Here is a 24,498-nt window from a genome sequence, read left to right as displayed (position 1 = left end):
CCAAAAAAGGAGAAACGTCCACTATTGGATATTCCGGAATGAAATGGAGATAACTAAACGAAGAATGATAGTAAAGGAGTAAACAAAGATGAGAAAAAACGGGAAAATTTCAACTGTACAACTATCTTTGATCATAATGACTGCTGTCGGTTTAAAGAATCATGTGACAATCCTCCCTCATTTATTACCGGCTGCAAAACGGGATGGGTGGATCACTGTCCTTATTTCCTTTTTTCTCATTGTGGGTTGGTGTGTGCTTTTGTACTTTATTCACAAAGCCACGGCACATGAAAATGTTTTCAAATGGGTCGAAATGAACATTGGCAAGCTGCCTGGGAAGGTACTAGCGATTTCCCTAAGCATGCTCTTCGTCATATTAGCGGCAGTCTCATTGAAAGAGATGGTGGTATGGACCAAGGTATCCTACTTACCGGTTACCCCTCCCTTCATTGAAATCATCCTATTCACGGGATTATGTTTTTTTCTCGCAAATACAAACATACAAACGATCGCCATCGTGAATACCTTCGTATTGACTGCAGTCATTGCATTCGGATTGTTTGTCGCCTTCACCAATATTCAATTCAAGGACTATACACTTTTGAGACCGGTGCTGGAACATGGGTGGAAACCCGTTTTTTCCGGTATCATCTATCCTTTATCCGGATTGATAGAATTGATGGCGCTTCTGTTCATGCAGCAAAAAGTTCATGGACCGTTAAAATATAAGGTGTTTTTCTTCAATGCCTTAATCCTTACTTTACTCATACTGGGACCGCTTATCGGATCGATTACCGAGTTTGGACCGAAGGAAGCTGCCAGACAAAAATATCCTGCATTTGAGCAATGGGGGTTGGTCACATTGGGCCGCTTCATCGAGCACCTTGACTTTCTGTCGATTTATCAATGGTTAACCGGTGCTTTTATAAGGGTCTCCTTTTTACTATTTCTATCCATCGAAGTCCTTTCCATTAAAAAGAAGCGGAATAAAACGATTCTACTCATCATTTTTTCCCTGGTCTTGATCATTTCTAATTTATATAGAATCAGTGATATCGATTTATATTTCATCATTAAAACATTTATCATGCCTGGAACTTTCTATTACTTTTTAGCGGTGTCCATTCTATTGAGCCTTTTCGTTTTTTTCAAAAATCGCCGAAAAAGGAGGACCAAATCCGATGTTCAACAAAAAGGAAAAGCAAGCATCCAAACCGATTAAGCAAGACTCGGTTACCAAAGAGCCTCTTCGTACAGATGAAGAATATTTGAAAGAGGTTTTCCGAAATTCTGAGGATGTTTTTTTTCAAAACGCTTTCTATCGTGATGATGCCCCTGTTAAAGTCACATTAATTGGCTGTGAAGGGTTGATCGACAATGAATTATTGAATAATCTTGTGTTCGAGAGGTTGACTCTTTTTTTCCAGAAATATAAAAAAGGAAAGATTACGGTCGAGGACTTAAAATCCTCCCTTCACCTCCCACAGTTAACAGAATTGACGACAACGGAACAACTATTTGCCGAGATATACTCGGGAAAATTGATCATCCATGTATTAGGTACGAATCGATTATTATCTTCCAATATAGCGAACCGTCCACAACGTAGTCCCGAGGAGACATCAGCTGAAGTTACCATTAAAGGACCTCGGGATAATTTCATAGAGGATTTATCAGTCAATGTCGCTTTGATCAGGAAGCGGATGCGCACCAATTCCTTAAGTGTGAAGCATTTTGAAGTAGGCAGACGTACCTTGACCAAAGTAGCTCTTTTATATATGGATGATATTTCTAATCCCGAGATGGTGGATCAACTTTCCAAGAAAATCGAATCACTTGATGTCGACGGAATTTATAGTGGGAATCAATTCATGGAATTGATCGAGGAAAAACCTGCTATCCTTTTTCCGAGGCATCACTATTCAGGAAAGCCTGATTTTGCGGTACAGTGCCTATTAAAAGGGAGGATATTGTTGCTCATCGATGGGATTGCTTATACCATGATCACTCCTATCAACCTTTTTATTATCTTAAAGACCTCAGAAGATAATGAATATACATCAACCTACGCCACCTTTGAAAGAGGACTTCGTATCTTCGGAATCTTTGTTGCTGCGCTTTTACCGGGTTTTTGGGTTGCCTTAACTACGTTTCATCAAGATCAGCTTCCCTTGATCCTTCTTGCCACTGTCGTTGAATCGAGGCGGGGATTACCGCTTCCCACTGCACTCGAAGCCATAACCATGGTCATCGTATTTGAAATCTTCAAGGAAGCCGGCATGCGCCTTCCAAGTTCGATTGGTCCAACATTAAGTGTCCTCGGCGCCTTAATTATCGGAGATGCTGCAATCCGATCTGGATTGACAAGCCCCGCCATGCTGGTCGTGATTGCAGGCTCAGCGGTAGCCACCTTCACGCTCGTTAACCAATCCATCATAGGGGTCATCAGTTTGGTCCGGCTTCTCTCGATTGCTTCTGCGTCCTTTTTAGGTCTGTTCGCTTTTTTCCTTCTTGCTCTATTTTTATGTGCATACGTGAGTAATATCCGAATATTAGGGGTCCCTTACTTGGAAGTGACCGCTAACTTAAGTCCAACCAATATATTTAAAACCCTTTTTAGAGTTCCCCCCACTTTCGATAAAAGAAGGCCTACCGTCATTGCGCCAAAAGACTCCACGAGGAAAGGGGATGATGAAAAAAAATGAAGTACAAGTTCATCCCATTACTGGTGCTTATCATCTTTCTTTCTGGGTGTTGGGATTCGAATGAACCGGAACGGCTTGTATATGCCCATGGGGTTGGAGTCGATTATAAGGACGGCAAGGTCGTCGTTTACCTTCAAATCATCAACTTACAGGGATTGGCTAAAACCGAAGCGGGTGGCGATCCAAGTTCACAAAATGCGAGTGATGTTGGAACTGGAACCGGGGATACACTGGAAGAAGCCATTTTCGATTTATATCATACGTCAGATCGTCGCATTTATTGGGGTCATCTTTCGTTTGTCATTTTTTCTGATGAAGCCCTTAATGCAGGGGGATTCAAAAAGACAGTGGATTTTCTGGACCGCTATCGTGAAACGCGTTACCGCATTTTCTTTTATATGACCAAGGAATCAGTTAAAGAAGCAATGCTGGTTGCTCCTATCGAAAATATTTCCCTGGCTTTTTCTAAATTAAGCGATCCCGAGGGGAACTATAAGCAAAGCTCATTTATACCACCCATAAACTTGAGGGAACTTATCATTGAAATGGACGAACCAGCTTATTTTGTTTCCATTCCCCGAATGAAAGTGACAAAACAATGGAGCGGCCAGAAAGAAAAAAAGAAAGACTTGCTGTTGGATAGCATTGCAGTCATTTCAGAAAATAAGATTAAAACCATTTTTCCTACTCGTGCAATGAAAGGGGCAAGACTGGTAAATAAGAACTTTGTTCGCGATAGTGTTACACTTTTCCCGGGGACCAGGCAGGACACTTCTGTCATTGTTTACGAAAAAAAGGTTAAAATGAAACCGGTTATAGAGAAGGATGGAAAGGTACGGTTTCACATCAAGATGAAACTTAAATCGAGCATCGAGACGATGAAGGTGGATTCATCACCTAAGGAATATGAAAGAGAATTAAAGCGTATTCTCAAAAAGGAAATCAAATACACCTATAAATATGCAAAAGAAAAGAAAGTCGATCTATTCAGACTTTCTGAAACCCTTTATCGAAAAGACATTAAAAAGTGGAAGGAAATTCAAAAAGACGGAGAAATTCCATTAGAAGATGACACGATTAAATCGATAAAGATCGAAGTGAACCTACAAAATACCGGGAAGGATAAATTGACTCCAATTTTTGAAGACCAAAAGGATAAGGGGCATATGGACCGATAAAAGGTTATCGTTGTCGAAAACATAAGAAAATAAAAAGCCAGAATGCTTATACATGAAAGCATCCTGGCAATATGGGGGCATCAATGACGAGATTGTCTATTGAGGCCCCCTATTCCTCATCCAATAATATGGTAACCTGAATCCACATGGATATTTTCCCCTGTGATTCCGCGTGACATGTCACTGAATAGGAAAACGGCAGTGTCCCCGACTTCCTCCGGAGTAGTTGTACGACGGAGCGGTGCTTCTTCTTCGATTTTCTTCAAGATGGTGTTGAAGTCACGAACGCCTTTGGCGGAAAGGGTGCGAATTGGCCCTGCAGATATGGCATTGACACGAATATTATCCTTACCAAGATCACTTGATAAATACCGTACGTTGGCTTCAAGTGACGCCTTAGCCACACCCATCACATTATAATTCGGCATGACTCTTTCGCCACCAAGATAGGTCATGGTGACAATGCTTCCACCTTCTGGCATGATTTCTTTCGCCGCCTTAGCCACAGCCGTTAACGAGAAGGAACTAATATTGTGCGCAAGCAAGAATCCTTCACGGCTAGTATTGACAAAATCACCATCTAGCTCTTCTTTATTAGCAAATGCCACACAATGAGCGACACCATGAATGACTCCCACCTTCTCCTTAATGGAAGCAAAGCACTTCTCGATATCTTCATCCTTTGTTACATCGCATTGCAGGATGATTGAAGGTTCGCCCTCCAAAGTGGAAGACAACTCCTTGACACTTTTTTCTGTACGTTCTTTCCCATATGTAAAAATCAGCTTGGCACCCGCTTTATGTAAGGAACGGGCCACTCCCCAAGCGATGCTTCTTTTGTTGGCGACACCCATGATGACGAACGTTTTTCCTTCTAATGAAAAAGTCATGTGTATATGATCCTCCTAAAATTAATACAAGTTATTAGTACCTGATACTAATTTCCATTATAACAAATAATAAGAAAGAAAAATACCGTTTTCTAACCTACTGAAAATGTAAGCGAAAGTCGAATCCTTCGCTTACAATAAATACCCCATCAATAAAGTGGCCAATCCGAAATAGATGAGAATACTGATGATATCATTAATGGTTGTAATGAAAGGACCAGATGCAACGGCAGGGTCAATTTTCATTTTATGCATGAGCAACGGGACCAACGATCCGGCTAGCGTCGCCACAATCAAGGTAATGAAGATCGAAATGCCGACCAATAACCCTAACATGAAATCGTGTTTCCAAAAGTAGACAATACCCGTTATAACGATTCCACAAGTCAAACCGGTAATAAACCCCGTCCCAGCCTCTCGGATGATCAGTTTCCATTTACTTTCCTCTTCCAAATCACCTGTCGCAATTCCTCGAATCGCGACAGCAAGAGCCTGTGTCCCCGTATTTCCGGCCATCCCGCCAATCAAGGGGATGAAAACGGCAAGGATGGCTTTTTGGCTAAGCGTCTCTTCAAACCTCCCGATCAGACTCGCAGTCAATAAACCTAGAAATAAAAGGATGACCAACCACGGCAATCGCTTTTTCGCAGCTGAAAAAGCACTTTTATCTACATGGTCAAGGTCGGATACACCTGCTAATTTGGAGTAATCATCCGATGCTTCTTCGTCCATGACATCAATGATATCATCGACGGTTATAATCCCTAATAGATGGTTCTGAAAATCCACAACCGGCACGGCTAGAAAATTATAATCCCTAATTTTACGCGCCACTTCTTCCTGGTCCTCTGAGACAGGGACGGAAACGACCCGTTCATCCATCAAATCACCAATCAAAGCATCTTCATCCGCAATGATTAATGTCCGCAGTGATAACACGCCAAGTAACTTTTTATCTTGGTCCGTAACAAACACATAATAAATCGTCTCTGCTTGCGGGGCTTCCCGTTTTAAAATCTGCATGGCCGAACGCGCCGTTTCGTTTGCTTCAATTGCAATGAACTCGGTGGTCATTATACTTCCGGCAGTCGACTCTTCATAATGCAGCAGTTCTTGAATCTCACTAGCCGCTTCATCATCCATGATCGTCAAATAGCTAACGGCTTGCTCATCGTTGATTTCGTTCAGGACATCGGCCGCATCATCTGCGTACATATGGGAAAGCATATCGGCTGCATAGGAAGGATCCATTTCAGCTAGAAGGTTTTCGTATTCTTCTTCATCTATTTCTATATTTTCAAAAAGGTCCGCCATTTCTTCCGGTGATAAGTAGCGATACAATACTGGCCGGTACTCTTCCTTTAAACTCGTATAAAATTGGGCCTGATCATAAGGATGCATATCAAGGAACTCTATACGGAACTGATCCAGATTTTCATGTTTAAGTGCGTTAACCAAAAGGTCTCTATTCTGTTTATTAATTTCTCTTTCCATCTTCTCTTCCAAGGTTACACCTCCCAAACATTTTTTTATTTTGTACTTAATATATTATTTTTTGAAATAATACTATACTAATACCATAAATATAAATAAAACAAACAAAGGACGTGTAGTATGAAGATTGATATCATCGGAGACATACACGGTTGCTTCACTGAATTTAAGGAATTGACGTTGAATATGGGCTATGGCTGGGAAAGCGGAATTCCAGTCCATCCCCACGGGAGAATATTAGGATTTGTGGGTGATTTGACTGACCGTGGTCCTGAATCACTCCGTGTTATTGAAGTCGTTTACGAATTGGTCATCAACAAAAAAATTGCGCTTTATGCACCAGGAAATCACTGTAATAAACTGTATCGGTATTTTTCAGGAAATAAGGTACAGGTATCTCACGGACTGGAGACAACTGTAGCGGAGTACCAGGCGTTGAATAACCGTGAACAGAAGAAAATCCGTAAACAGTTCATGGATTTATATGAACAATCTCCCCTATATCAATTAATCGATGAAGGCCGTTTAATTATAGCTCATGCAGGCATCCGTCACGATTTAATCGGTCAATATGGCAGCAAGGTAAAAACCTTTGTCCTTTATGGCGATATCAATGGGGCCAAGCATCCTGACGGTTCCCCTGTCAGAAGGGACTGGGCCCAATCCTATAAAGGGAAAGCGTGGATTGTGTATGGCCATACTCCCGTTCCTGAAGCCATCTGTGTCAATCGCACCTACAACATTGATACCGGGTGCGTTTTTGGTGGGAAGCTCACTGCCCTTCGCTACCCGGAAATGGAATTGCAGAGCGTTCCCTCTTCTTTACCCTATGTAGCAGATAAATTCAGGTCCTCTTCTAAATAACCAAAAAAACTCGCCGGTTTTGGTGAGTTTTTTTGGGTTTGAGTTTTTTCATACTAATTCTTTTCTAGAAGAACCAACATATCCAGGGGTAGGTTTTCCTGAAACTTCAATACTTTTTTTGTAAAGGGATGCAGGAACTTCAATTCATAGCAATGAAGAGCCTGACGGTCAATCCTATCCCTGTGGCCGCCATACAGATCATCGCCTGCAAGCGGGTGTCCAATATGGGCCATGTGCACCCTTATTTGATGTGTCCTGCCTGTCAGAAGTTCCAGCTTAAGGAACGTATGATCTTCTGTGTGGGCTTGTACTTCAAAGAGTGTACAAGCATAACGGCCGTCTTCCCGTACTTCACGTTCAATAATACTTGTCGATTTCCGACCGATGGGTACCTCTACTTTTCCAACGGGGCCCTCGATTTGACCCTCAGCTACCGCTTGATAGCGCCGTTTAACTTGCCCCAACTTTTGCTGTTCACTTAAAAGATGGTGGATATGCCTATGCTTCGCAATCAAGACCAATCCCGAGGTATCGCGGTCAAGTCTAGTAACGATATGGATCGTTGCCTGTATATCCCTCTTTTTATAGTAACCAGCTAATCCATTTGCAAGGCTCCCATTCGGATGTTCACGGGAAGGGATGGTGTTCATGGATTGAGGCTTGACTACGACTAATACATAATCGTCTTCATAACGGATTTGAAGGGGAATATCTTCAGGTAATAGCCCCTCGCTTCCCTCTTCCGGTGGAAAAATGACGGTGATGTCATCACCAGTTTTTATGCGCTCCCTCACTGTCACCTCAAGACCATTGACCATGATGGAACCGCCTTTAAATTTAATATCCGTTAATGCCCGTTTTGAGATATCGCATTTGCCGAGAAAGTCTCTCAATAAAGAGCCAGAATCCTCTTCAGAAACCGCCCAACTTAAAGAAAATTTTTGATTAGACATGAGGTAATATAATCTCCTTAATTGGCAATGAATGAATCATGGACCCTTTTCCAGAAAGGAAACGGCCGGAATCTTGCAAAACGGATCTTTTCATCCGCCACCCGACATTGAATGGATTTCACATCTTCTTGTAGTAGAGTCAGATGATCAATCGTGATTTGAAAATTGACAGCATTGACTGGCCTGAACATGCACGTATGATGCGCAGGCAGTAAAAGTGGAGATCCAACCGTCCTGAACACCCGGTTATTAATCGACGCCAATTCCGTTATTTGAATTGCATCTATCGAAGGGTGGACGATGGCCCCTCCCAGCGCTTTATTATAAGCGGTGCTTCCAGAAGGAGTGGCAATGCATAGTCCATCCCCACGGAATGTTTCGAAGTGCTGACCACGTATCTCTACATCCATGACCAATGTCCCTTCGACGCTTTTGACCGTTGATTCATTTAATGATAAGAATCTTGCTTCCCGTCCACCATGCTGATAGCGCACAATCGTTTCCAACAGAGGATATTCGACGACTTGAAAAGGAGTCTTTGCTAAAGCAATCACTAGTTTCTCTATTTCATCGGGAGTCCAATCCGCATAAAATCCGAGGTGCCCCGTATGCACACCGACAAAGGCCGTCTTATCGAGCCGATTCTTATATCGATGAAAAGCATATAACAGCGTACCGTCACCGCCGACCGAAATGACGATATCCGGCTGATCTTCATCATATTCCAATTGAAAGTCTTGGAGATACGTCCTCATCCTTTGCATTAACGTATTAGATTTTGCATCTCCCTTTGAAGTAATCGCAAATTTCATACAATACCACCTAACTCTGTTTGAATTCTTCCGTCTTTATCTTTACCACTTTCAGGAATCCTTTTTCCTTGAAAAAAGACGCTGTGCCTCCTGTATTTCAGTACGGATTTGTGACATTTCCGCATCAAGCAGGAACGCAGCCTCTGCAGCACGTTTCAATCGTAATTGGATATCTTCGGGGAAAGCCCCTTGATATTTATAATTTAAAGAGTGTTCAATGGTTGCCCAAAAGTTCATAGCCAAGGTTCTGATTTGAATCTCGGCCAATATGTTTTTCTCACCATGAATGGTCTGGACAGGATAGCGAATGACAACATGATAGGAACGGTAGCCACTTGCTTTTTTATGGGAAATATAATTTCTTTCCTCTACAATCTCAAAATCATTCCGGCTCCTCAGGAGTCCTACGACCTGTTCAATATCATCGACGAACTGACACATCATCCGAAGTCCGGCGATATCTTGTATCTCAGCCCCAAACTTATCGATGGGAATACCCTTCTGACTAGCCTTGTTCAAGATGCTGTCAATCGGCTTCACCCTACCCGTTACGAACTCTATGGGAGAATGAATATTCTCTCTCTCAAATTGTTTTCTTAAGCCTTTTAATTTAACTTTTAATTCCTCAACGGCCTGTATATAAGGCGCTAAGAAATCGTCCCAACTTTCCATTGCCACACCACCCACTTCTTTCGAAACGCCTGTTCAAATCTGGTATGGGCAGAACGATTCGAATCATCTGTATGAGTTCCTCCAGCAGTTCTTACCACTGCTTCTCCCCAAGGATATGTATAGTGAAAAATATGTATAATTTTGATGTTGCTGTATACTGAACTAATTTATATGCTCAATGTTTATATTTTATCATATTCGGCAATTGATTCCTAAATATTCAAGTATGATAATGAAAAAATATTCATTCGATTTGACAGCTCGAATGGTTCTTATATGATTAAACTAAAATAACAGCTTGGAGAGGGATAAACCATGGATCAACATATCGAAATTGAATTTAAGAATCTTTTGAATGAAAAAGAATTCAAACAGCTTTTGGACCATTTTCAAGTACATTCATCAACCTTCAAAACTCAGCAAAATCACTATTTTGATACAGCAAAATTTCAATTGAAAGGTCAGAACTCAGCCCTCCGTATACGGGAGAAAAATGGCCAGTATGAGTTAACCTTGAAGCAACCCGCAAGCGAGGGTCTATTGGAAACCAATCAAGCGATCACGAAGGATATCGCAAATTCCTTCTTAAAAGAAGGAATTTTCCCTGAAGGCCCTGTCCATGACCTGATTATAGAAAACAATCTAATTCCAGAGGATTTCACATGTTTTGGCACTTTACAAACGGACCGTTCAGAATTCCCATTCCAGGGAGGTTTGCTTGTTTTAGATCATAGCTCATATTTGGGACATGAGGATTACGAGCTCGAATATGAAGTGACGGATCGGGCCGATGGGCAAAAAAAGTTTTTTAAACTTCTAGAATCACTTCAAATTCCGGTACGGAAAACCGAAAATAAAGTAAAGAGATTCTATCGGGCGAAATTCAGTGATTAAATCCGACCAAAAATAGATATGGAGGTGGTACATTTGAAAGTTCAGGACTTTAGGACATTGATGGATTTGCAAGCCATACAACAATTCTCGACAGGCACTATCACGAATACATCCTCGTCGCGATCAATGTTTCAGGAAATGCTGACGGGACTCATGTCAAGCGATACTTTGGAAAACACATCGCAATCATTGGGGTCCCTTCTGTCTAACGTAGAAACTGAGGCAAAGTCCATCCTTCAATCCAACACGATACATTCACTCAACAACCCGTTGACAACCGCTCTCCCAGAAAAAAAGACAAGCGAGACGGTCACGAACTTTGATGATATGATCAGCGAGGCCGCGACTCTATATAACCTTCCGGAAAAATTGATTAAGTCAGTGATTAAACAGGAATCCAATTTTAACCCATCAGCGACAAGCTACGCTGGGGCAGCAGGGCTCATGCAGTTGATGCCTGCGACCGCAAGAAGTCTGGGAGTAGAAGACATAACCGATCCCAAGCAAAATATCATGGGTGGGAGTAAATACTTAAGCCAGATGCTCTCCCGTTATAACGGGGATGTCCAAATGGCCCTTGCAGCCTATAATGCCGGACCGGGTAACGTCGATAAATACAACGGCATACCGCCTTTTTCCGAAACTCAAAATTATGTTCAGAAAGTGTTCAATAACTTTATGAGCTGAAATCATTAGCCGACCCTTCTTCTGGGTCGGCTATTTTTATCGTTGATATCTTTTCGAAAACAGCTTGAACAACTGCAAAATTCCCCTCCTCCATTTGTGAAAAAACATTATGGGGAAGTATTATTGAAGCTAGATATTTGTTATATGAGTAAGCGATTGTTAAAATATGATTAAATATCAAACATCTTTCTTTTAAAGGAGTAATCAACATGACGAAAGAGAACCCTACACCATATGAATTAATTGGAGAGGGACAATTACACAAGTTAATTGATGCATTTTACTCCAACGTTAGTCAACATCCGGAACTGAAACCGATTTTTCCTGACGATTTATCAGAGACAGTCCGTAAACAAAAACAATTCATGACGCAATATTTAGGGGGGCCTTCCTTATACACCTCGGAACACGGTCACCCTATGTTGCGGGCTCGACATATACCTTTTGAAATTACACCAGATCGTGCAAAAGCATGGCTTTCCTGCATGTATCACGCTATGGACGAAATTGGTCTTGAAGGTGAAATTCGCGAATTTTTCTACCATCGCCTCTATTTGACAGCACAGCATATGATCAATACATCCGGTATAGACGGGAAAGGAGAAGACAGTTGAGCACACAAAAACCAGTTTTCAATATTTCCGATTGGATAAAAACACAACATTGTTATGATGTAGGAAAGAAACCATTAGAAATCTATGTTTTTGTTGATCCACTTTGCCCTGAATGCTGGGGCCTTGAACCAATCATAAGAAAATTGCAGGTGGAATATGGCCAGTTATTCAGCCTACGTCATGTTTTAAGTGGAAAGATTAATTCACTAAATATCGGCAATCATAAAAACTTTGAAAACATCGCCCAAGTTTGGGAAAAGACAGCCAGCCGTTCTGGAATGTCTTGTGATGGAAGCTTATGGACCGAAAATCCCATTTCCTCTCCCTACGCTGCATCCATAGCCATTAAAGCGGCCGAATTACAGGGTAGAAAACTAGCCATTCGTTTCTTAAGGCAGCTTCAAGAATACGTTTTCATTGGAAAAAAGGATATTTCCAATATCAAGGTACTGACCGAATGTGCTCAAAGCGTAGGGTTGGATGTAGAAGAATTTCTTCATGACATAAACTCCTCCAGTGCATCCAAAGGCTTTCAATGTGACTTGAAAATCACAAGTGAAATGGAGGTCACTGAAATTCCTTCACTCGTATTCTTCAATCAAAATATTGAGGAAGAAGGAATTAAGGTTTCTGGGGTATATTCCTATGAGGTATACGTTCAGATATTGAGGGACATCTTAAATGGTCTCCCAGACCCAGCTGAGCCACCTTCTCTTGAGGAGTTTATACGTTGTTTTAAACTAGTTGCCACCAAAGAAATTGAAACGGTCTATAATATGAGTAAAAGTACCGTGGAGCTGGAAATGAAAAAGCTCGTTTTAAAACAAGTGGCAGAAAAAATACCTGCTAAGTACGGAACATTTTGGAGGTACACCGAAAAGCCGACGAAATGACGGTCTTATCGAACGCCCCCTCTCATCTACACAAAAAGCCCGGCAAATTGGGGAATTTGCCGGGCTTTGTCTTTTTATTCATATATTTGAACAAAAGGGGATGGGAAATTTACACGATCAAACAAAGGGGTATAAGTTTAGATGTGATTCACTTCATTTAGTACTATAACAGATTTCCCATCATTTCATCAACTGATTTGTGTATAAGTTCACAATATGTTCACTTTTTCTTTTATGAATTCGGAAGAAATAGCTTCTTCCTCCATTTAAATACAAGAAAACCGGTGAATTGGGGAATTCACCGGTTTTCTGTATATTTATACGAACAAAGGGGATGGAGAAATTTCACGATCAAACAAAGGGGTATAAGTTTGGTGTGATTACTTCATGTTAGTAATATAGCAGATAGCTAGACCATATTTCAATCACTTTGTGCATAATTTCACATTTTGTTCACTTTTTTTCCGTTGGTCTTTCATCCACCATTTTCGCAAATTACCGAATGAAGACATCCAACAACAAGAAAACCCGGTAAATTGGGGAATTTACCGGGTTTTCTTATCTATTAATACGAACAATAGGGGATGGGAGAAATCTTCACGATCAAACAAAGGGGTATAAGTTTAGATGTGAATTACTTCATGTCAGTAATATACCAGGTGAGCGACCCACTTTCAACTACTTTGTGTCTTATTTCACAAATTGTTCACAAGTGAATAATTCAAATTTTTCGAGAATGAATCTCGTTTCATTCTATAGCCAAGTTCATTTTCTTTTATTTTTCCTTACTCACTTTTCTAGAGTTTGATAAATAGATAAAAGCCCGGCAAATCGCGAAATTTGCCGGGCTTTTATCTATTTATACGAATAAGGGGATGGGAGAAATTTCACGAATCAACAAAGGGGTATAAGTTGGATGTGATAACTTCTATATCTGTACTATATCAGATTTAATCTAAACAGTGCAAGTAGATTGTGCTTCATTTCACATTATTGTCATATTCTCCGAATAACCTCTTTCTTCAAAACATATTATTTAAAGAAAGTGTACCGACATCTTTCCATTCCATTTAGCGGAGGTGCTAGTTTTGAGAAGTACGATTTTACTTATCCTCCTGATCAGCTCCTTATTCATCCAACTACTTGGAATCATGCAGCTCATTCCTTTGTATGTCACTTCCCCCATCTTGTTTTTTGTTTTTTTCATTATTCTTCATAGCTTCAATCAGAGAAATCGATTTAAAGGTCTATAGCAACATACATAAAAGAGCCAACCGACTTTTTCTGTAGGCGGTTGGCTCTTTTACCATTTATTTTGTTAAAAGCTGTTCCAATTCATTTAACTTTTCTTCGAATACGTTCAACGCTTCTTGTACAGGTTCAGCCTTCGTCATGTCGACGCCCGCCTTTTTTAATACCTCAATCGGATAATCTGAACTTCCTGATTTCAAGAATTCCAAATATCGTTTGACAGCTGGTTCTCCTTCTGTGAGAATCTGTTTACTTAGAGCAGTAGCTGCACTAATTCCTGTCGCATATTGATAAACATAGTAATTATAGTAGAAGTGTGGAATACGTGCCCATTCAAGACCGATTTCCTCATCAATCACTACATTCTCTCCAAAATATTTCTTGTTAAGTTCATAATATTCCTTCGTCAACATATCAGCGGTTAACGCTTCCCCATTCTGTGCCTTTTTATGGATGGTATGTTCGAACTCGGCAAACATCGTTTGACGGAACAGTGTACCACGGAAGCCTTCTAAGTAATGATTCAATAAATAGATACGTTTCTTTTCATCATCTATCGTATTCAGCAAGTAATCGTTCAACAGGTTTTCGTTACAAGTAGAAGCAACCTCCGCTACAAAAATCGAATAATTCCCATAAGGATACGGTTGGTGTTTACGGGTATAGTAGCTATGGACCGAATGACCAAATTCATGAACAAGGGTGAATAGGTTATTCACGTTATTCTGCCAATTCATTAAAATATACGGATTGGTTCCATATGTTCCAGAGGAATAGGCCCCGCTTCTTTTCCCTACATTCTCTTGTACATCCACCCAGCGATTCTCAAACCCTTCCTTTAAGACATTTATATAGTCTTCTCCAAGTGGGGCAAGTCCTTTAAGTACATATTCCTTCGCCTCATCATACGTCACTTCCATCTTCACTTCTTTTACGAGCGGAGCGAATAAATCATACATATGAAGCTCGTCTAACTCGAGAACCTTTTTGCGTAAGTCGAGATAACGATGTAACAATGGCAAATTGTCATTGACCGTTTGAACGAGGTTATCGTATACACTTTCTGGAATATTATTATTACTTAATGCCGCCTGGCGCGCGGATTCATATTTACGTACTGTTGCGTTGAAGTTATGATTCTTCACCTCACCTGATAAGGTAGAAGCAAATGTATTACGGAACTCTCCATACTTGCTGTATATGCCTTTAAATGCGTCTTGACGGACACGGCGGTCTTCGCTCTCAAGGAAACGAATATACCTTCCATGAGTGATTTCCACTTCATTGCCCTCTTCATCTTTAATAACGGGGAACTTCAAATCCGCATTATTCAACATGCTGAAGATATTGCCGGAATTATCGAGTACTTCGGAGGCCTGAGCCAGTAATGACTCCTGTTCTGCATTTAAAATATGCGGTCTCTGTAGGTTGATTTCCTCCAAAGAATGTTTATATAACTTTAGTTCTTCTTTTTCCTCCAAAAATTCCTGGACTTTGTTTTCATCAATGCTTAACAGTTCTGGAACGATATATGAGAAGGCTGCAGCAGCCTGAGCATACAGTGCCTTCGCCCTGTCTTCCATTCCTTGATAAAAGGGATTCGTTGTATCCTGGTCGTTGCGCATATGTGAATACGCATACACTTTACCCATCTTTTCAAATACTACATCTTGGAATTGAAGTGCCGCAAATAGCTTTTCAGCGCTTTCACCCAATGTCCCTTTATATGCTTCCGCTTTCAACAGCTGTTCTTTTACATCTTTGAAGGCTGCTTCCCAATCTTCCTCCGTCGCATATATATCCTCAAGTCTCCATGTATCTTCAGCCGGAATCTCACTTCTTGAAGGTAATGTGTTCACTTTAGTTTCCTGTGTCATAATAAATTCCTCTCCATTCTAATAAAACTTACCCTTATTACCCTTATCTTTACCAGGGCATGTACGACTTATTTACTTCCTGAGCCATTTGCATTTCCCATGCAAAACGATACTTCTCTTACTCCATACTATTCTGCGTTCACCATCATAATCCTGCTACAACCCAGTCAAAAGGAATAGAGTGGTTATAACTCATTATAATGGATATATGCCTTTTCTATCATAATCTTGCTCTGTTGATAGAAAATTCTTTCTAAAGCCTCACTTTGATCACTTGTAATCGGCACAGTAAACGGAGTGGTAACCGTAAAGATTCCTTCTTTCCACTCTTTTAAATATCCCAGCTTTTCTAATAACTGAATATACTTTCTTACAGGGTTTCCCACATCTTTCTCCTTGATAAGAGGTAAAGGGCGCTGCCTAATATTCCCCAGCTTGATTCGTCTAATGAAATGACCGAGCACTTCATTCATTTCAATTTTTTCCCCGATTTTTTTCTTTTGAAACACATCCATGTATAGCCAAGCTTGCCATTCGATTGCCGGTGTCTCGATTAGGTGCATGCCTTGAATTGGAACACCGATTTCTATGGGAATCGTTGCAGGAGAAAGGTGATGGGTATAGAGGCCATAAAAGATAGGATCACTCCTTTTTGCTGTTCTTACCCGGTGGAGGCACCAGCTTTTCCGTTTCTTTCTCCAAGCCATCAAAAAAGGAAAGGCATCACAATATCGAGGTGTAATTTGATTGGGGGATAGAAGATTTAAAGGGGCTGTGGTCAGTTCTGCCAAAACGCTTCTTTTTGAGAAAGGGGTCATGTTTTTCAATGCGGATAGTTGATGAGATTCAGGACAATACATCCACAGAAATGGATGCTGATACGTACCACTGACAAATAGCCACTGAAAGGCAGATAGACTGAATTCATATTTACTCTTTCGTTTCAATTGCTTGGCGTCCATGATCCAAATGGGTATGATTTTCACACTTTGATAGGCTCTTGTCCGTTCATGGAAGTCAGCCTCGGAAATGATGGAGCACTGGAATTCTATCGCGTAGCGCTGATCATCGATTGTCAGCAATATATCCGTCCTTCTCTTGATTGCGGGAATATAGGCTTCTAACTTCGCATGAAACTTATGTGATACCAACCATTGATACAGGTTTCTTTTTCCCATTAAATGATAAGTGGATTCAGGTTCCGATGAAGCATGGCACGAAGTATTATTCTTGTGGGCAAAATGAGGGATTTTTATCATTCCGGCTTTGATCATCACTTCTGTTTTACAGCAGGGACAGAAATATCCTGTTGATGCCTTCATTGCCAGGAGCTGGTTTCCCGTCAGTTTTTCAGGAAGGGTGATCCATGTCCCATCCTCTTTCATTGCACTAAGCATATTTCTCCTCCCCTCCTACTATATCCATTCTCCCTTGGCCTGGAAAATTCCTTTAAAATAAAAAAAATGCCGTGATGGCATAAATGGATCATCATAGGAGCGGTGACAATAGTCTGCAAGTGGATTCCAAAACTTTCAGACCAAAGTTGCGATTGGAAAATACTTTCAACTGTATTTCCTGTGATACCTTTAGATCCTTCAAATAATCATCTACTAGCGTCTGTGTACTCTCTGTACGGTAAAGGAAGGCATTGACTTCGAAATTCAAATGAAAGCTCCTCATATCGATATTAGCGCTGCCAATTGAAGCCAATTCGTTATCCACTATGACAATCTTGCTATGCATGAAGCCCTCATTATATTGAAATATCCTGACCCCTGCTTCCAAGAGCTCAGAAAAGTACGTTCTTGAAGCATGGAATACAATCCACTTATCTGGGTTCCTCGGGACCAGTATTCGCACATCCAATCCACTCAGGCCCGCCACCTTCAATGCCTGAAAAATATCCTCATCAGGGACGAAATAGGGAGATGCAATCCAGATGGACTTTTCCGCCGAATTTATCATGCTGAAAAAAAGGTTCTTAATAACCGTCCATTCACAATCAGGACCACCGGCTATCATTTGTACGCCACCAAGGTCCTGCAAAACTGGCTGACTTGTACCAATATAGGCATCCGACAAATAGCTTTGGTTTGTACTATAGTACCAATCCTGTGAAAAGATGAGCTGTAGCGTTCGGACCGCTTCACCTTCTACCAAAAGGTGAGTATCACGCCAAGACCCGTAATTCGCATTAAGCCCCAAATATTCATCGCCAATATTAAGGCCACCGATAAAACCAATGGTCCCATCGACAATAATCATTTTTCGATGATTCCGAAAATTGAACGTACTATTTATGAAAGGAAGATGGATGGGTCCAAAGGGAACAATCTCTACGCCTGAATCCCTCATTTCATCAATATAAGGGCGGGCCAGGGACCAACATCCCACCGCATCATATAAAAAGCGTACCCGCACCCCTTCTTTTGCCTTTTGGATCAAGATATCCTTCAAAGTGCAACCACTGTCATCATCCCGTACAATATAATATTCCAAATGAATATGGTGTTTAGCTTTCCTCAGTTGCTTCAGGATACTAGCATACGTCTCTTTTCCATTTGTTAGTATTCGGGTTTTCGATGCAAACGAAATGGAACTGTTTCCAAGCTTTTCAGCGAGGGAAAATAACCTTCGATGACGCAACTTCACTCCCCGTTTTTCCCAGGTATCTACTTCCGTGCCGCGTTTAAGGAACTCATGCTTATCCAAAAAATACTTCCTACGAAACTTTCTCTCTTTTCGAAAATTCCCGCCAAACAACAAATAAAAGATGAACCCGATAACAGGAAAAGCCCCAAATGCAATGATCCATGTGATCGTTTGAATGGGATGACGATTTTCGATGAAAATATTAAATCCAATGATCACCAACGAAAGGGCCAACAACAGACTTAGATACCCCCTAACCCCCACTTCTTCCAGTAGGAGATACCATGGGCTACCTAACATGAGTACAAGTACTAGAAAACTTAAACCAACCTTCCCGTTCATTTATGACTACCTCCAATTACAAAACGCAGGTGCACGTAAAAGCTTCTGTTGAGGTGCATGACTTATCAAGGGTAAAAAAAACCGATTTCTAAGAAATCGGCCTAAAAATATTATGCGAAATATTTATCTACTGTGGAGAGTACATCATTTTCTATGACTACTTTTCCGTATTCATCAAGCATGTGTACCGTTATTGGGGATTCCTCGCTGTATTCCAACAATAGACTTAAGACATTATCAATTTCTTCCTCGTCAATTTCAGCTTCGGAAAATTCAATATATAGATAATATTTATTTTGATAAGCATAAAGCTTCGTTGTCCAGGTATCCAAACCAGAACGCTTGCTTAAAGAAATGACATCTTCAAAATCCTCGAATATTGTGATGAATTCAATCATCCCATCTTCAAATGTCATGGTGCTCTCTTCATCTTTACCTTCAAAGTGTTGATCAAGAAGCGTATCTACTTTGTCTGTTACACTTAACTCTTTTAACTTATCATCCGATAGAGGCAACTCAAGTTTCTGACCATCTTTGGCAAGTTGGGCTTTTGTGACCAAGACTTCCAAGCCTTTTTCCAATGCTTGAACTTGAATCCATAACGGACCTTCAATCATGAATTCCTCTTCCTGATGCACTTCATCCATCATTTCCCAAAAAAGTTCTTCACTTCTCTCACGGCTATACCAAATTTCTTCCCGGTCGAAGCCTCTTTCCTCGATATCTATATAGGATATATAAAATTTTACTGTATCATCATTAATACGTTCGATTTCCATGATTCCCCTCTCCCTTCCTTTCTCATTTTGAAGGGATAATAACCCCCAAGCGAAAATTGCTCTTAAAAGCTCTTTACCCAAAAGTTCATACTGTAAATCATGCTACATTAAAACAGACTATTTTACCTCATTTTATGACAAAACCTTGAAGAAGGGAAATAAAAAACATCAATATCATAAAAACAATTGTTTGCCTAATATTCCATTCATTTTATAAAAAAAATCGTTCATATGCAACTTTCACGAAGACGGTGCCGTATTTCATTCATATTCTATATTGTATACAGTTAATGGTTATTTACATGCTTTATTTATCCAATCCAGCCCTGACCATTGTCACAAGAGCCTTGTCGCCCCAAGAAAAAGATATATGTATAAACAAAAAGCTCTGCACTATTCTCAGCAGAGCTTGGAAAACACTTATTCATTAATTTACCATACGTTGTGCTTCTAGCAATTGGAACGTACGTACTTTCCGTGGTAAGAAACGACGAATCTCATCTTCGTTATACCCAACTTGAAGACGCTTCTCATCAAGGATAATCGGGCGTCTTAGCAAACCAGGGTTTTCTTTAATCAATTTATATAACTCTTGTAGAGGCAAGCTCTCTAAGTTAACATTTAACTTTTGAAACGTTTTTGATCTGGTTGAGATGATTTCATCCGTACCATCTTCCGTCATACGTAGAATTTCTTTGATTTCCTCTATTGAAAGAGGTTCCGAGAAAATATTTCTTTCTGTATAACCAATCTCATGTTCCTCTAACCATGCTTTTGCTTTTCTGCATGACGTACAACTTGGGGATGTATATAATGTTACCATGTTTACCCACACTCCCTAAATATAGAATCGGTGATCTATGAGGGGAAATCTATTATCATTCACAACTACGATTCTAATTTGAAATAATTTTAAATAAGCATTTCTTTTAATTAATTATACACTAATTCATTTAAAATGAATACCCTTTTTCAAAATTGAAACTATCCTTTATAACTTCCTATTTCATCTGTACTATAGGCACTTCGTTTTTTTATGTAATACATTACAACGCTATTTTCTAATTGAAAATATGCACCTATTATTCTCATTTAAGTTGCAAATTGCCCCTCATTTTCCCTTTATTTTTTTCATTTGCTCATTACTTTTTATTTACCCCCTTTTTTTAGCTATAAACTAGTGATTATCATTTATAATTTCTTTAAGTATCCTTTAATTCCTTCTTCCTTCTTAAAAACCCTCCTTTTGACTGCTTAAATCAATTAAATTAAATGCATGCTCCATACAAATCATCATTTACAGGGACGGAAAATAAATATGCATTCCGCACCACGATATAAAAGAGCCGACGAATTTAGTCGGCTCCTGTGTCATTTCATATCTTTTTAAACCCTATCACTTTCCACTTCTGTTTCTATATTCAATACTTCGTCTACTGATTGATACGATTTTCCATATAGATGCTTATCTTTATGCGTATGAATTTCAGAGTAAATCTTTTTCATATAATTGAATACATCTTCTTCTTTAACAGCATCATGTGCCGGCCAATAAAGGATTTCCATCGGCGTATCTTCTTCAGTAGCCAACGATTTTCTATTATAGGCGATAGAAGAAGCATGTAAAAAGCCTTCTCTTTGATAAAATCTTAATCGTTTTGACGTGTCCACGTCATTTTCCTGCACTGGCTCGACTTCAAGGAAAATGGTCTTTTGTTTTTCTTGCAATTGATGAATCAATTTCTTTCCAAGGCCTTGACCCCGGGCATTTTTGCCGACGAATAAATAATCGACGAAAATAAATTCCTTACCTTCCACATATAGTAGAACATGGTCAGGCCCTTCATCCTTTTTATAGATGTCTTGTTTATCCTTCAATAAAATTTCTATATGTTCTTTTGACTTCATTTCTTCAATTGGAAAATATTGATTTAGTTTATCATACCAATTCACGATTTCATCTCCTCTTCAAATTTTATCTTTCCACGCTTTTGCTTATCGTTTACAATAGACTGTAAATAAATTGAAATTATTGAGGGGGTATCCATGCTTACTTACCTTGTTGACTTAATTTTAGTTGCTGTCTGCGTAATTGGGATCACAGCCATAAATGGTGTCCTGACGAATGCCATTGGGGAAAAGTGGTTTGGTGGTAAAACTCATTCCCACATTTTCAATCAATCGAAACGAATTCAGTCGGGATGGAATCAAGTCGGCGGGAAGAAACATAAGCGATGATTCTTCGGGAGTCCAGATGACCGCTTGTGTACATATCGGTCATCTGATGGTTTATGGGGTGTAGTCTACCCCTTTTGTATAGCGGTTTGCAGCATTCCATAATAGATATTCATCAATTCCGTTATCATTTAACGCTTTAATTTGGGCTTCCACTTGTTCCTTACCATACTTTTGATAATTCCCCTCACCCAAGTATGAAGCAGTGAAGTCCTGAATCCACGGCCTAGAGGTAGGCGGCGTTTCTAGTTCCTTCAATTTCTTGTTCTCCAATTTTGCATATTCCCGAACAAGTTCATACGGTTTTAAATCCGGCTTTTCGATCCCGAAATAGGATGTCCAGTGACTTGGATAAATCATCGAAGAGATGACATCTACATTTTCAGAGATCTTGGAGAAATTTTGCCCAATACCAGGAGCTTCAGGTAATGTAGCGGCATAGCCGAAAATATCGACTGATACTTCCACACCATATGGCTCTAATTGTTTTTTTGCGTAGGCCACAAAGTCGGTTACGGCCTGTACCCGTTTTTCAGTATGGGTCTTATTGCCTTTTTCATACTCTCCCATATCATATTTTAGGTCATCCTCTTTATTCTCGAACCCTTCAGGAAAACGGACATAGTCGAATTGAATTTCTTTGAATCCCATCTTCGCAGCTTCTATGGCAATCCCCACGTTATAATCCCATACCTCTTTCAGGAATGGATTCACGAAAGATTCACCACGTCCATTCTTCCAGACCTTATCGCCATCTTTAAACGACCATTGTGGTTTTTCCTTTGCAAGAAGGGTATCCTTGAAAACGACGACACGGGCAATCGGATAAATCTTCTTATCCTCAAGCTTTTTTAACATGTCCACCGGTTTCCTTATGTAATCCTTTCCAATATTCGAATAAGGGGAATCCTTGTCTTCCGGTTTATAGGTAACATTCCCCCTGTCATCCTTAATATCGATGACCATTGCATTCAAATCGGTTTCGTCCACATATTGTATGAGTTCATTTAACTTGTTTCCACCAGCTACATGTCCTGTAACATAAAGCCCTCGTACTGCATCAGGATAATCAAACTTCAATCCAGAATCATATACGAATCTAGGGGCCAACTTTGGTAGTTCTTTCTGCTCAAGCGCCACAGTTCTTGCTTGTTCCAAATCCTCAGCATGGACCGGTTGCTGAACCAAAAACAAACACATTCCTGCCACTATACATTTACTTAACGATTTCACATCTTCACCTCATTCGCCCTTCAAATCTACAACAGACTCTTTTGTTTAATACCACAACAGCAAAACTTTATTCCTATAAAATAAACTTTTTTAAAAAAAATGGTGTGTAACAATCTCCTATATCATTATCCTACCCTAAAATCGATTCCCCATTGATGGTTAAAAATCAATAAGTTACGAATCCTTCTTTTTTTACCCCATCGTATATATTAGTTGTAATAAGGGCATGCTGTTTGGATTACATTTCTTAAGAATAAATGCTAAAATACAGGTATAGTGGAAAATTCGTATCTCTAGGTAGACATTCCCTGGCGAGTACTGCCTTGCAAGACATAAATGAGCTCTCTTACACTTGCTGTACAGGAAGTGGATTACTTCCCTATTTATCCTTACAATAATGAAGAGCGAATATCCAATTAGTTAATTAAACGTATTTAGAGGAGTGACTAGCAGTTGAAAAGGATTTTCTCTGGCATTCAGCCATCTGGTTCTGTTACATTAGGAAATTATATCGGAGCAATGAAGCAATTTGTTAACTTACAGGATGAATATGACTGTTTCTTTTGTATCGTTGACCAACATGCAATTACAGTTCCGCAGGATCGACTTAAATTAAGAAAAAACATTAAAACACTCGCTGCCTTATATTTGGCAATCGGCATTGACCCTGAAAAGAATACGATCTTCATTCAATCAGAGGTTCCCGCGCATGCCCAGGCAGGCTGGATTTTGCAAAGCATCGCTTATATTGGCGAACTTGAGAGAATGACCCAATTTAAAGATAAATCAGCCGGCAAGGAAGGCGTTTCTTCTGCACTTCTTACCTACCCGCCACTGATGGCTGCAGATATTCTCCTGTACAATACAGATGTTGTTCCTGTTGGGGAAGATCAAAGACAACACTTGGAATTAACGCGAGATTTAGCTGAGCGATTCAATAATAGGTACAACGATATCTTTAAAATACCAGAAATCAGCCTTCCAAAGGCAGGAGCGCGAATAATGTCGCTTCAAGAACCGACTAAGAAAATGAGTAAATCCGACCCTAATAAAAAAGCTACGATTGCTCTACTTGACGATCCTAAACAAATCGAGAAAAACATTAAGAGTGCAGTAACTGATTCTGAAGGCATCGTTCGTTATGATAAAGAAAATAAAGCGGGCGTATCGAACTTAATGTCCATCTACTCCATCTTCAGTGGAAAAACTTACGCTGAAATTGAAGAGATGTATGCAGGAAAAGGATATGGCGACTTTAAAGGTGATTTAGCTCAAGTGGTACTAGGAGAGATTCTACCCATTCAAGAGCGTTACTATAGCTTGATCGATTCCCCTGAACTTGATGAAATTTTAGATCGTGGGGCAGAGAAGGCAAATATCGAAGCCAATAAGATGATTAGAAAAATGTACAACGGCATGGGACTTGGAAGAAAAAGATAATGGAAAAAGACGATCCGCAACGGATCGTCTTTT

22 protein-coding genes are annotated in these 24,498 nt (G+C 40.0%); 10 read left to right on the top strand and 12 right to left on the bottom strand.

What is annotated here, in order from left to right:
- The first annotated feature begins 88 nt into the window (after nt 1-88).
- The 3 genes from ACIQXH_RS11930 to ACIQXH_RS11920 are packed head-to-tail and all read left to right on the top strand — an operon-like array spanning nt 89 to nt 3,883.
- Nucleotides 89-1,222, top strand: a complete 1,134-nt coding sequence (locus tag ACIQXH_RS11930; RefSeq protein ID WP_402955898.1) for a GerAB/ArcD/ProY family transporter — start codon at nt 89-91, stop codon at nt 1,220-1,222.
- Nucleotides 1,182-2,705, top strand: coding sequence for a spore germination protein (locus ACIQXH_RS11925; protein WP_402955896.1), 1,524 nt, complete (start codon nt 1,182-1,184; stop codon nt 2,703-2,705). The genes ACIQXH_RS11930 and ACIQXH_RS11925 overlap by 41 nt, the downstream gene beginning before the upstream one ends.
- Complete coding sequence (locus tag ACIQXH_RS11920) at nt 2,702-3,883, top strand: Ger(x)C family spore germination protein (RefSeq protein WP_402867806.1); 1,182 nt, start codon at nt 2,702-2,704, stop codon at nt 3,881-3,883. Before ACIQXH_RS11925 ends, ACIQXH_RS11920 begins: the two co-directional genes overlap by 4 nt.
- Nucleotides 3,884-3,999: 116 nt before the next feature.
- On the opposite strand, the gene fabI is transcribed toward ACIQXH_RS11920, so the two are convergent.
- Together fabI and mgtE are read right to left on the bottom strand one after the other, a co-directional pair.
- Nucleotides 4,000-4,773: an enoyl-ACP reductase FabI gene (gene fabI / locus ACIQXH_RS11915; RefSeq protein ID WP_402867805.1), complete on the bottom strand. Its 774-nt coding sequence runs from the start codon at nt 4,771-4,773 to the stop codon at nt 4,000-4,002.
- A 132-nt stretch (nt 4,774-4,905) separates the two neighbouring features.
- Nucleotides 4,906-6,267 (bottom strand): magnesium transporter, encoded by a 1,362-nt coding sequence (mgtE, locus tag ACIQXH_RS11910; RefSeq protein ID WP_402868540.1) that lies wholly within the window; start codon nt 6,265-6,267, stop codon nt 4,906-4,908.
- A 120-nt stretch (nt 6,268-6,387) separates the two neighbouring features.
- Here mgtE and prpE point away from each other — a divergent pair, with 120 nt between their 5' ends.
- Nucleotides 6,388-7,131 carry a bis(5'-nucleosyl)-tetraphosphatase PrpE gene (prpE, locus tag ACIQXH_RS11905; protein ID WP_403123622.1) on the top strand — a complete coding sequence of 248 codons (744 nt, stop codon included), beginning with the start codon at nt 6,388-6,390 and terminating at the stop codon, nt 7,129-7,131.
- Between the two features lie 53 nt (nt 7,132-7,184).
- On the opposite strand, the gene ACIQXH_RS11900 is transcribed toward prpE, so the two are convergent.
- From ACIQXH_RS11900 to yjbM, 3 genes are read right to left on the bottom strand one after another with little or no spacing between them, the layout of a single operon-like run.
- A complete protein-coding gene (locus tag ACIQXH_RS11900) occupies nt 7,185-8,084 on the bottom strand; it encodes an RluA family pseudouridine synthase (protein ID WP_403123619.1) in 900 nt (299 codons plus the stop codon).
- Nucleotides 8,085-8,101: 17 nt separating this feature from the next.
- On the bottom strand, nt 8,102-8,896 hold the full coding sequence (locus tag ACIQXH_RS11895; RefSeq protein WP_402867802.1) for an NAD kinase: 795 nt from the start codon (nt 8,894-8,896) through the stop codon (nt 8,102-8,104).
- 51 nt (nt 8,897-8,947) lie between these two features.
- Nucleotides 8,948-9,568: a GTP diphosphokinase gene (gene yjbM / locus ACIQXH_RS11890; RefSeq protein WP_402867801.1), complete on the bottom strand. Its 621-nt coding sequence runs from the start codon at nt 9,566-9,568 to the stop codon at nt 8,948-8,950.
- 315 nt (nt 9,569-9,883) lie between these two features.
- On the opposite strand from yjbM, the gene ACIQXH_RS11885 reads away from it, so the two are divergent.
- The 4 genes from ACIQXH_RS11885 to ACIQXH_RS11870 all read left to right on the top strand — a co-directional run bounded on the left by ACIQXH_RS11885 (nt 9,884) and on the right by ACIQXH_RS11870 (nt 12,656).
- Complete coding sequence (locus ACIQXH_RS11885; protein WP_402867800.1) at nt 9,884-10,462, top strand: CYTH domain-containing protein; 579 nt, start codon at nt 9,884-9,886, stop codon at nt 10,460-10,462.
- A 24-nt stretch (nt 10,463-10,486) separates the two neighbouring features.
- Complete coding sequence (locus ACIQXH_RS11880; RefSeq protein ID WP_402987452.1) at nt 10,487-11,149, top strand: lytic transglycosylase domain-containing protein; 663 nt, start codon at nt 10,487-10,489, stop codon at nt 11,147-11,149.
- 209 nt (nt 11,150-11,358) lie between these two features.
- Entirely contained in the window at nt 11,359-11,763 is a 405-nt protein-coding gene (locus ACIQXH_RS11875) for a globin domain-containing protein (protein ID WP_402867799.1), read from the top strand.
- The gene (locus tag ACIQXH_RS11870) at nt 11,760-12,656 is read left to right on the top strand and encodes a ClpXP adapter SpxH family protein (protein WP_402867798.1); all 897 of its coding nucleotides are present in this window, start codon (nt 11,760-11,762) and stop codon (nt 12,654-12,656) included. The genes ACIQXH_RS11875 and ACIQXH_RS11870 overlap by 4 nt, the downstream gene beginning before the upstream one ends.
- A gap of 1,310 nt (nt 12,657-13,966) precedes the next feature.
- Here the strand turns inward: ACIQXH_RS11870 and pepF are convergent.
- The 6 genes from pepF to ACIQXH_RS11840 form a co-directional block, all read right to left on the bottom strand.
- Nucleotides 13,967-15,784, bottom strand: a complete 1,818-nt coding sequence (pepF, locus tag ACIQXH_RS11865; protein ID WP_403123617.1) for an oligoendopeptidase F — start codon at nt 15,782-15,784, stop codon at nt 13,967-13,969.
- A gap of 185 nt (nt 15,785-15,969) precedes the next feature.
- Nucleotides 15,970-17,181 carry a competence protein CoiA gene (locus ACIQXH_RS11860; RefSeq protein WP_403123614.1) on the bottom strand — a complete coding sequence of 404 codons (1,212 nt, stop codon included), beginning with the start codon at nt 17,179-17,181 and terminating at the stop codon, nt 15,970-15,972.
- 91 nt (nt 17,182-17,272) lie between these two features.
- The gene (gene cls, locus ACIQXH_RS11855; RefSeq protein WP_402955877.1) at nt 17,273-18,778 is read right to left on the bottom strand and encodes a cardiolipin synthase; all 1,506 of its coding nucleotides are present in this window, start codon (nt 18,776-18,778) and stop codon (nt 17,273-17,275) included.
- A 110-nt stretch (nt 18,779-18,888) separates the two neighbouring features.
- Complete coding sequence (gene mecA / locus ACIQXH_RS11850) at nt 18,889-19,557, bottom strand: adaptor protein MecA (RefSeq protein WP_402867794.1); 669 nt, start codon at nt 19,555-19,557, stop codon at nt 18,889-18,891.
- A 427-nt stretch (nt 19,558-19,984) separates the two neighbouring features.
- Nucleotides 19,985-20,380, bottom strand: coding sequence for a transcriptional regulator SpxA (gene spxA, locus ACIQXH_RS11845; RefSeq protein ID WP_402867793.1), 396 nt, complete (start codon nt 20,378-20,380; stop codon nt 19,985-19,987).
- 563 nt (nt 20,381-20,943) lie between these two features.
- The gene (locus ACIQXH_RS11840) at nt 20,944-21,510 is read right to left on the bottom strand and encodes a GNAT family N-acetyltransferase (RefSeq protein WP_402867792.1); all 567 of its coding nucleotides are present in this window, start codon (nt 21,508-21,510) and stop codon (nt 20,944-20,946) included.
- Nucleotides 21,511-21,603: 93 nt separating this feature from the next.
- Here ACIQXH_RS11840 and ACIQXH_RS11835 point away from each other — a divergent pair, with 93 nt between their 5' ends.
- Nucleotides 21,604-21,795 (top strand): hypothetical protein, encoded by a 192-nt coding sequence (locus ACIQXH_RS11835; RefSeq protein ID WP_402867791.1) that lies wholly within the window; start codon nt 21,604-21,606, stop codon nt 21,793-21,795.
- 51 nt (nt 21,796-21,846) lie between these two features.
- On the opposite strand, the gene ACIQXH_RS11830 is transcribed toward ACIQXH_RS11835, so the two are convergent.
- Nucleotides 21,847-23,025 carry a putative glycoside hydrolase gene (locus tag ACIQXH_RS11830; RefSeq protein WP_402867790.1) on the bottom strand — a complete coding sequence of 393 codons (1,179 nt, stop codon included), beginning with the start codon at nt 23,023-23,025 and terminating at the stop codon, nt 21,847-21,849.
- 453 nt (nt 23,026-23,478) lie between these two features.
- Between ACIQXH_RS11830 and trpS the strand changes: the two genes are divergently transcribed.
- On the top strand, nt 23,479-24,465 hold the full coding sequence (gene trpS, locus ACIQXH_RS11825; protein ID WP_402867789.1) for a tryptophan--tRNA ligase: 987 nt from the start codon (nt 23,479-23,481) through the stop codon (nt 24,463-24,465).
- Nucleotides 24,466-24,498: the final 33 nt, after the last annotated feature.

This window comes from Peribacillus sp. NPDC097225 (assembly GCF_044761955.1).
Taxonomy (GTDB): Bacteria; Bacillota; Bacilli; order Bacillales; family DSM-1321; genus Peribacillus.
The sequence above is the reverse complement of the archived record's forward strand: the minus strand, read 5'-3'. Positions and strand labels throughout refer to the sequence as shown.

What these genes read in the sequence shown, in the direction of transcription:
- ACIQXH_RS11900 (WP_403123619.1), bottom strand. Translation starts at nt 8,084, where the DNA reads ATGTCTAATCAAAAATTTTCTTTAAGTTGGGCGGTTTCTGAAGAGGAT.
- ACIQXH_RS11860 (WP_403123614.1), bottom strand. Translation starts at nt 17,181, where the DNA reads ATGCTTAGTGCAATGAAAGAGGATGGGACATGGATCACCCTTCCTGAA.
- prpE (WP_403123622.1), top strand. Translation starts at nt 6,388, where the DNA reads ATGAAGATTGATATCATCGGAGACATACACGGTTGCTTCACTGAATTT.
- ACIQXH_RS11885 (WP_402867800.1), top strand. Translation starts at nt 9,884, where the DNA reads ATGGATCAACATATCGAAATTGAATTTAAGAATCTTTTGAATGAAAAA.
- ACIQXH_RS11875 (WP_402867799.1), top strand. Translation starts at nt 11,359, where the DNA reads ATGACGAAAGAGAACCCTACACCATATGAATTAATTGGAGAGGGACAA.
- mgtE (WP_402868540.1), bottom strand. Translation starts at nt 6,267, where the DNA reads ATGGAAAGAGAAATTAATAAACAGAATAGAGACCTTTTGGTTAACGCA.
- ACIQXH_RS11835 (WP_402867791.1), top strand. Translation starts at nt 21,604, where the DNA reads ATGCTTACTTACCTTGTTGACTTAATTTTAGTTGCTGTCTGCGTAATT.
- pepF (WP_403123617.1), bottom strand. Translation starts at nt 15,784, where the DNA reads ATGACACAGGAAACTAAAGTGAACACATTACCTTCAAGAAGTGAGATT.
- yjbM (WP_402867801.1), bottom strand. Translation starts at nt 9,568, where the DNA reads ATGGAAAGTTGGGACGATTTCTTAGCGCCTTATATACAGGCCGTTGAG.
- fabI (WP_402867805.1), bottom strand. Translation starts at nt 4,773, where the DNA reads ATGACTTTTTCATTAGAAGGAAAAACGTTCGTCATCATGGGTGTCGCC.
- ACIQXH_RS11930 (WP_402955898.1), top strand. Translation starts at nt 89, where the DNA reads ATGAGAAAAAACGGGAAAATTTCAACTGTACAACTATCTTTGATCATA.
- ACIQXH_RS11895 (WP_402867802.1), bottom strand. Translation starts at nt 8,896, where the DNA reads ATGAAATTTGCGATTACTTCAAAGGGAGATGCAAAATCTAATACGTTA.
- ACIQXH_RS11925 (WP_402955896.1), top strand. Translation starts at nt 1,182, where the DNA reads ATGTTCAACAAAAAGGAAAAGCAAGCATCCAAACCGATTAAGCAAGAC.
- mecA (WP_402867794.1), bottom strand. Translation starts at nt 19,557, where the DNA reads ATGGAAATCGAACGTATTAATGATGATACAGTAAAATTTTATATATCC.
- spxA (WP_402867793.1), bottom strand. Translation starts at nt 20,380, where the DNA reads ATGGTAACATTATATACATCCCCAAGTTGTACGTCATGCAGAAAAGCA.
- cls (WP_402955877.1), bottom strand. Translation starts at nt 18,778, where the DNA reads ATGAACGGGAAGGTTGGTTTAAGTTTTCTAGTACTTGTACTCATGTTA.
- ACIQXH_RS11920 (WP_402867806.1), top strand. Translation starts at nt 2,702, where the DNA reads ATGAAGTACAAGTTCATCCCATTACTGGTGCTTATCATCTTTCTTTCT.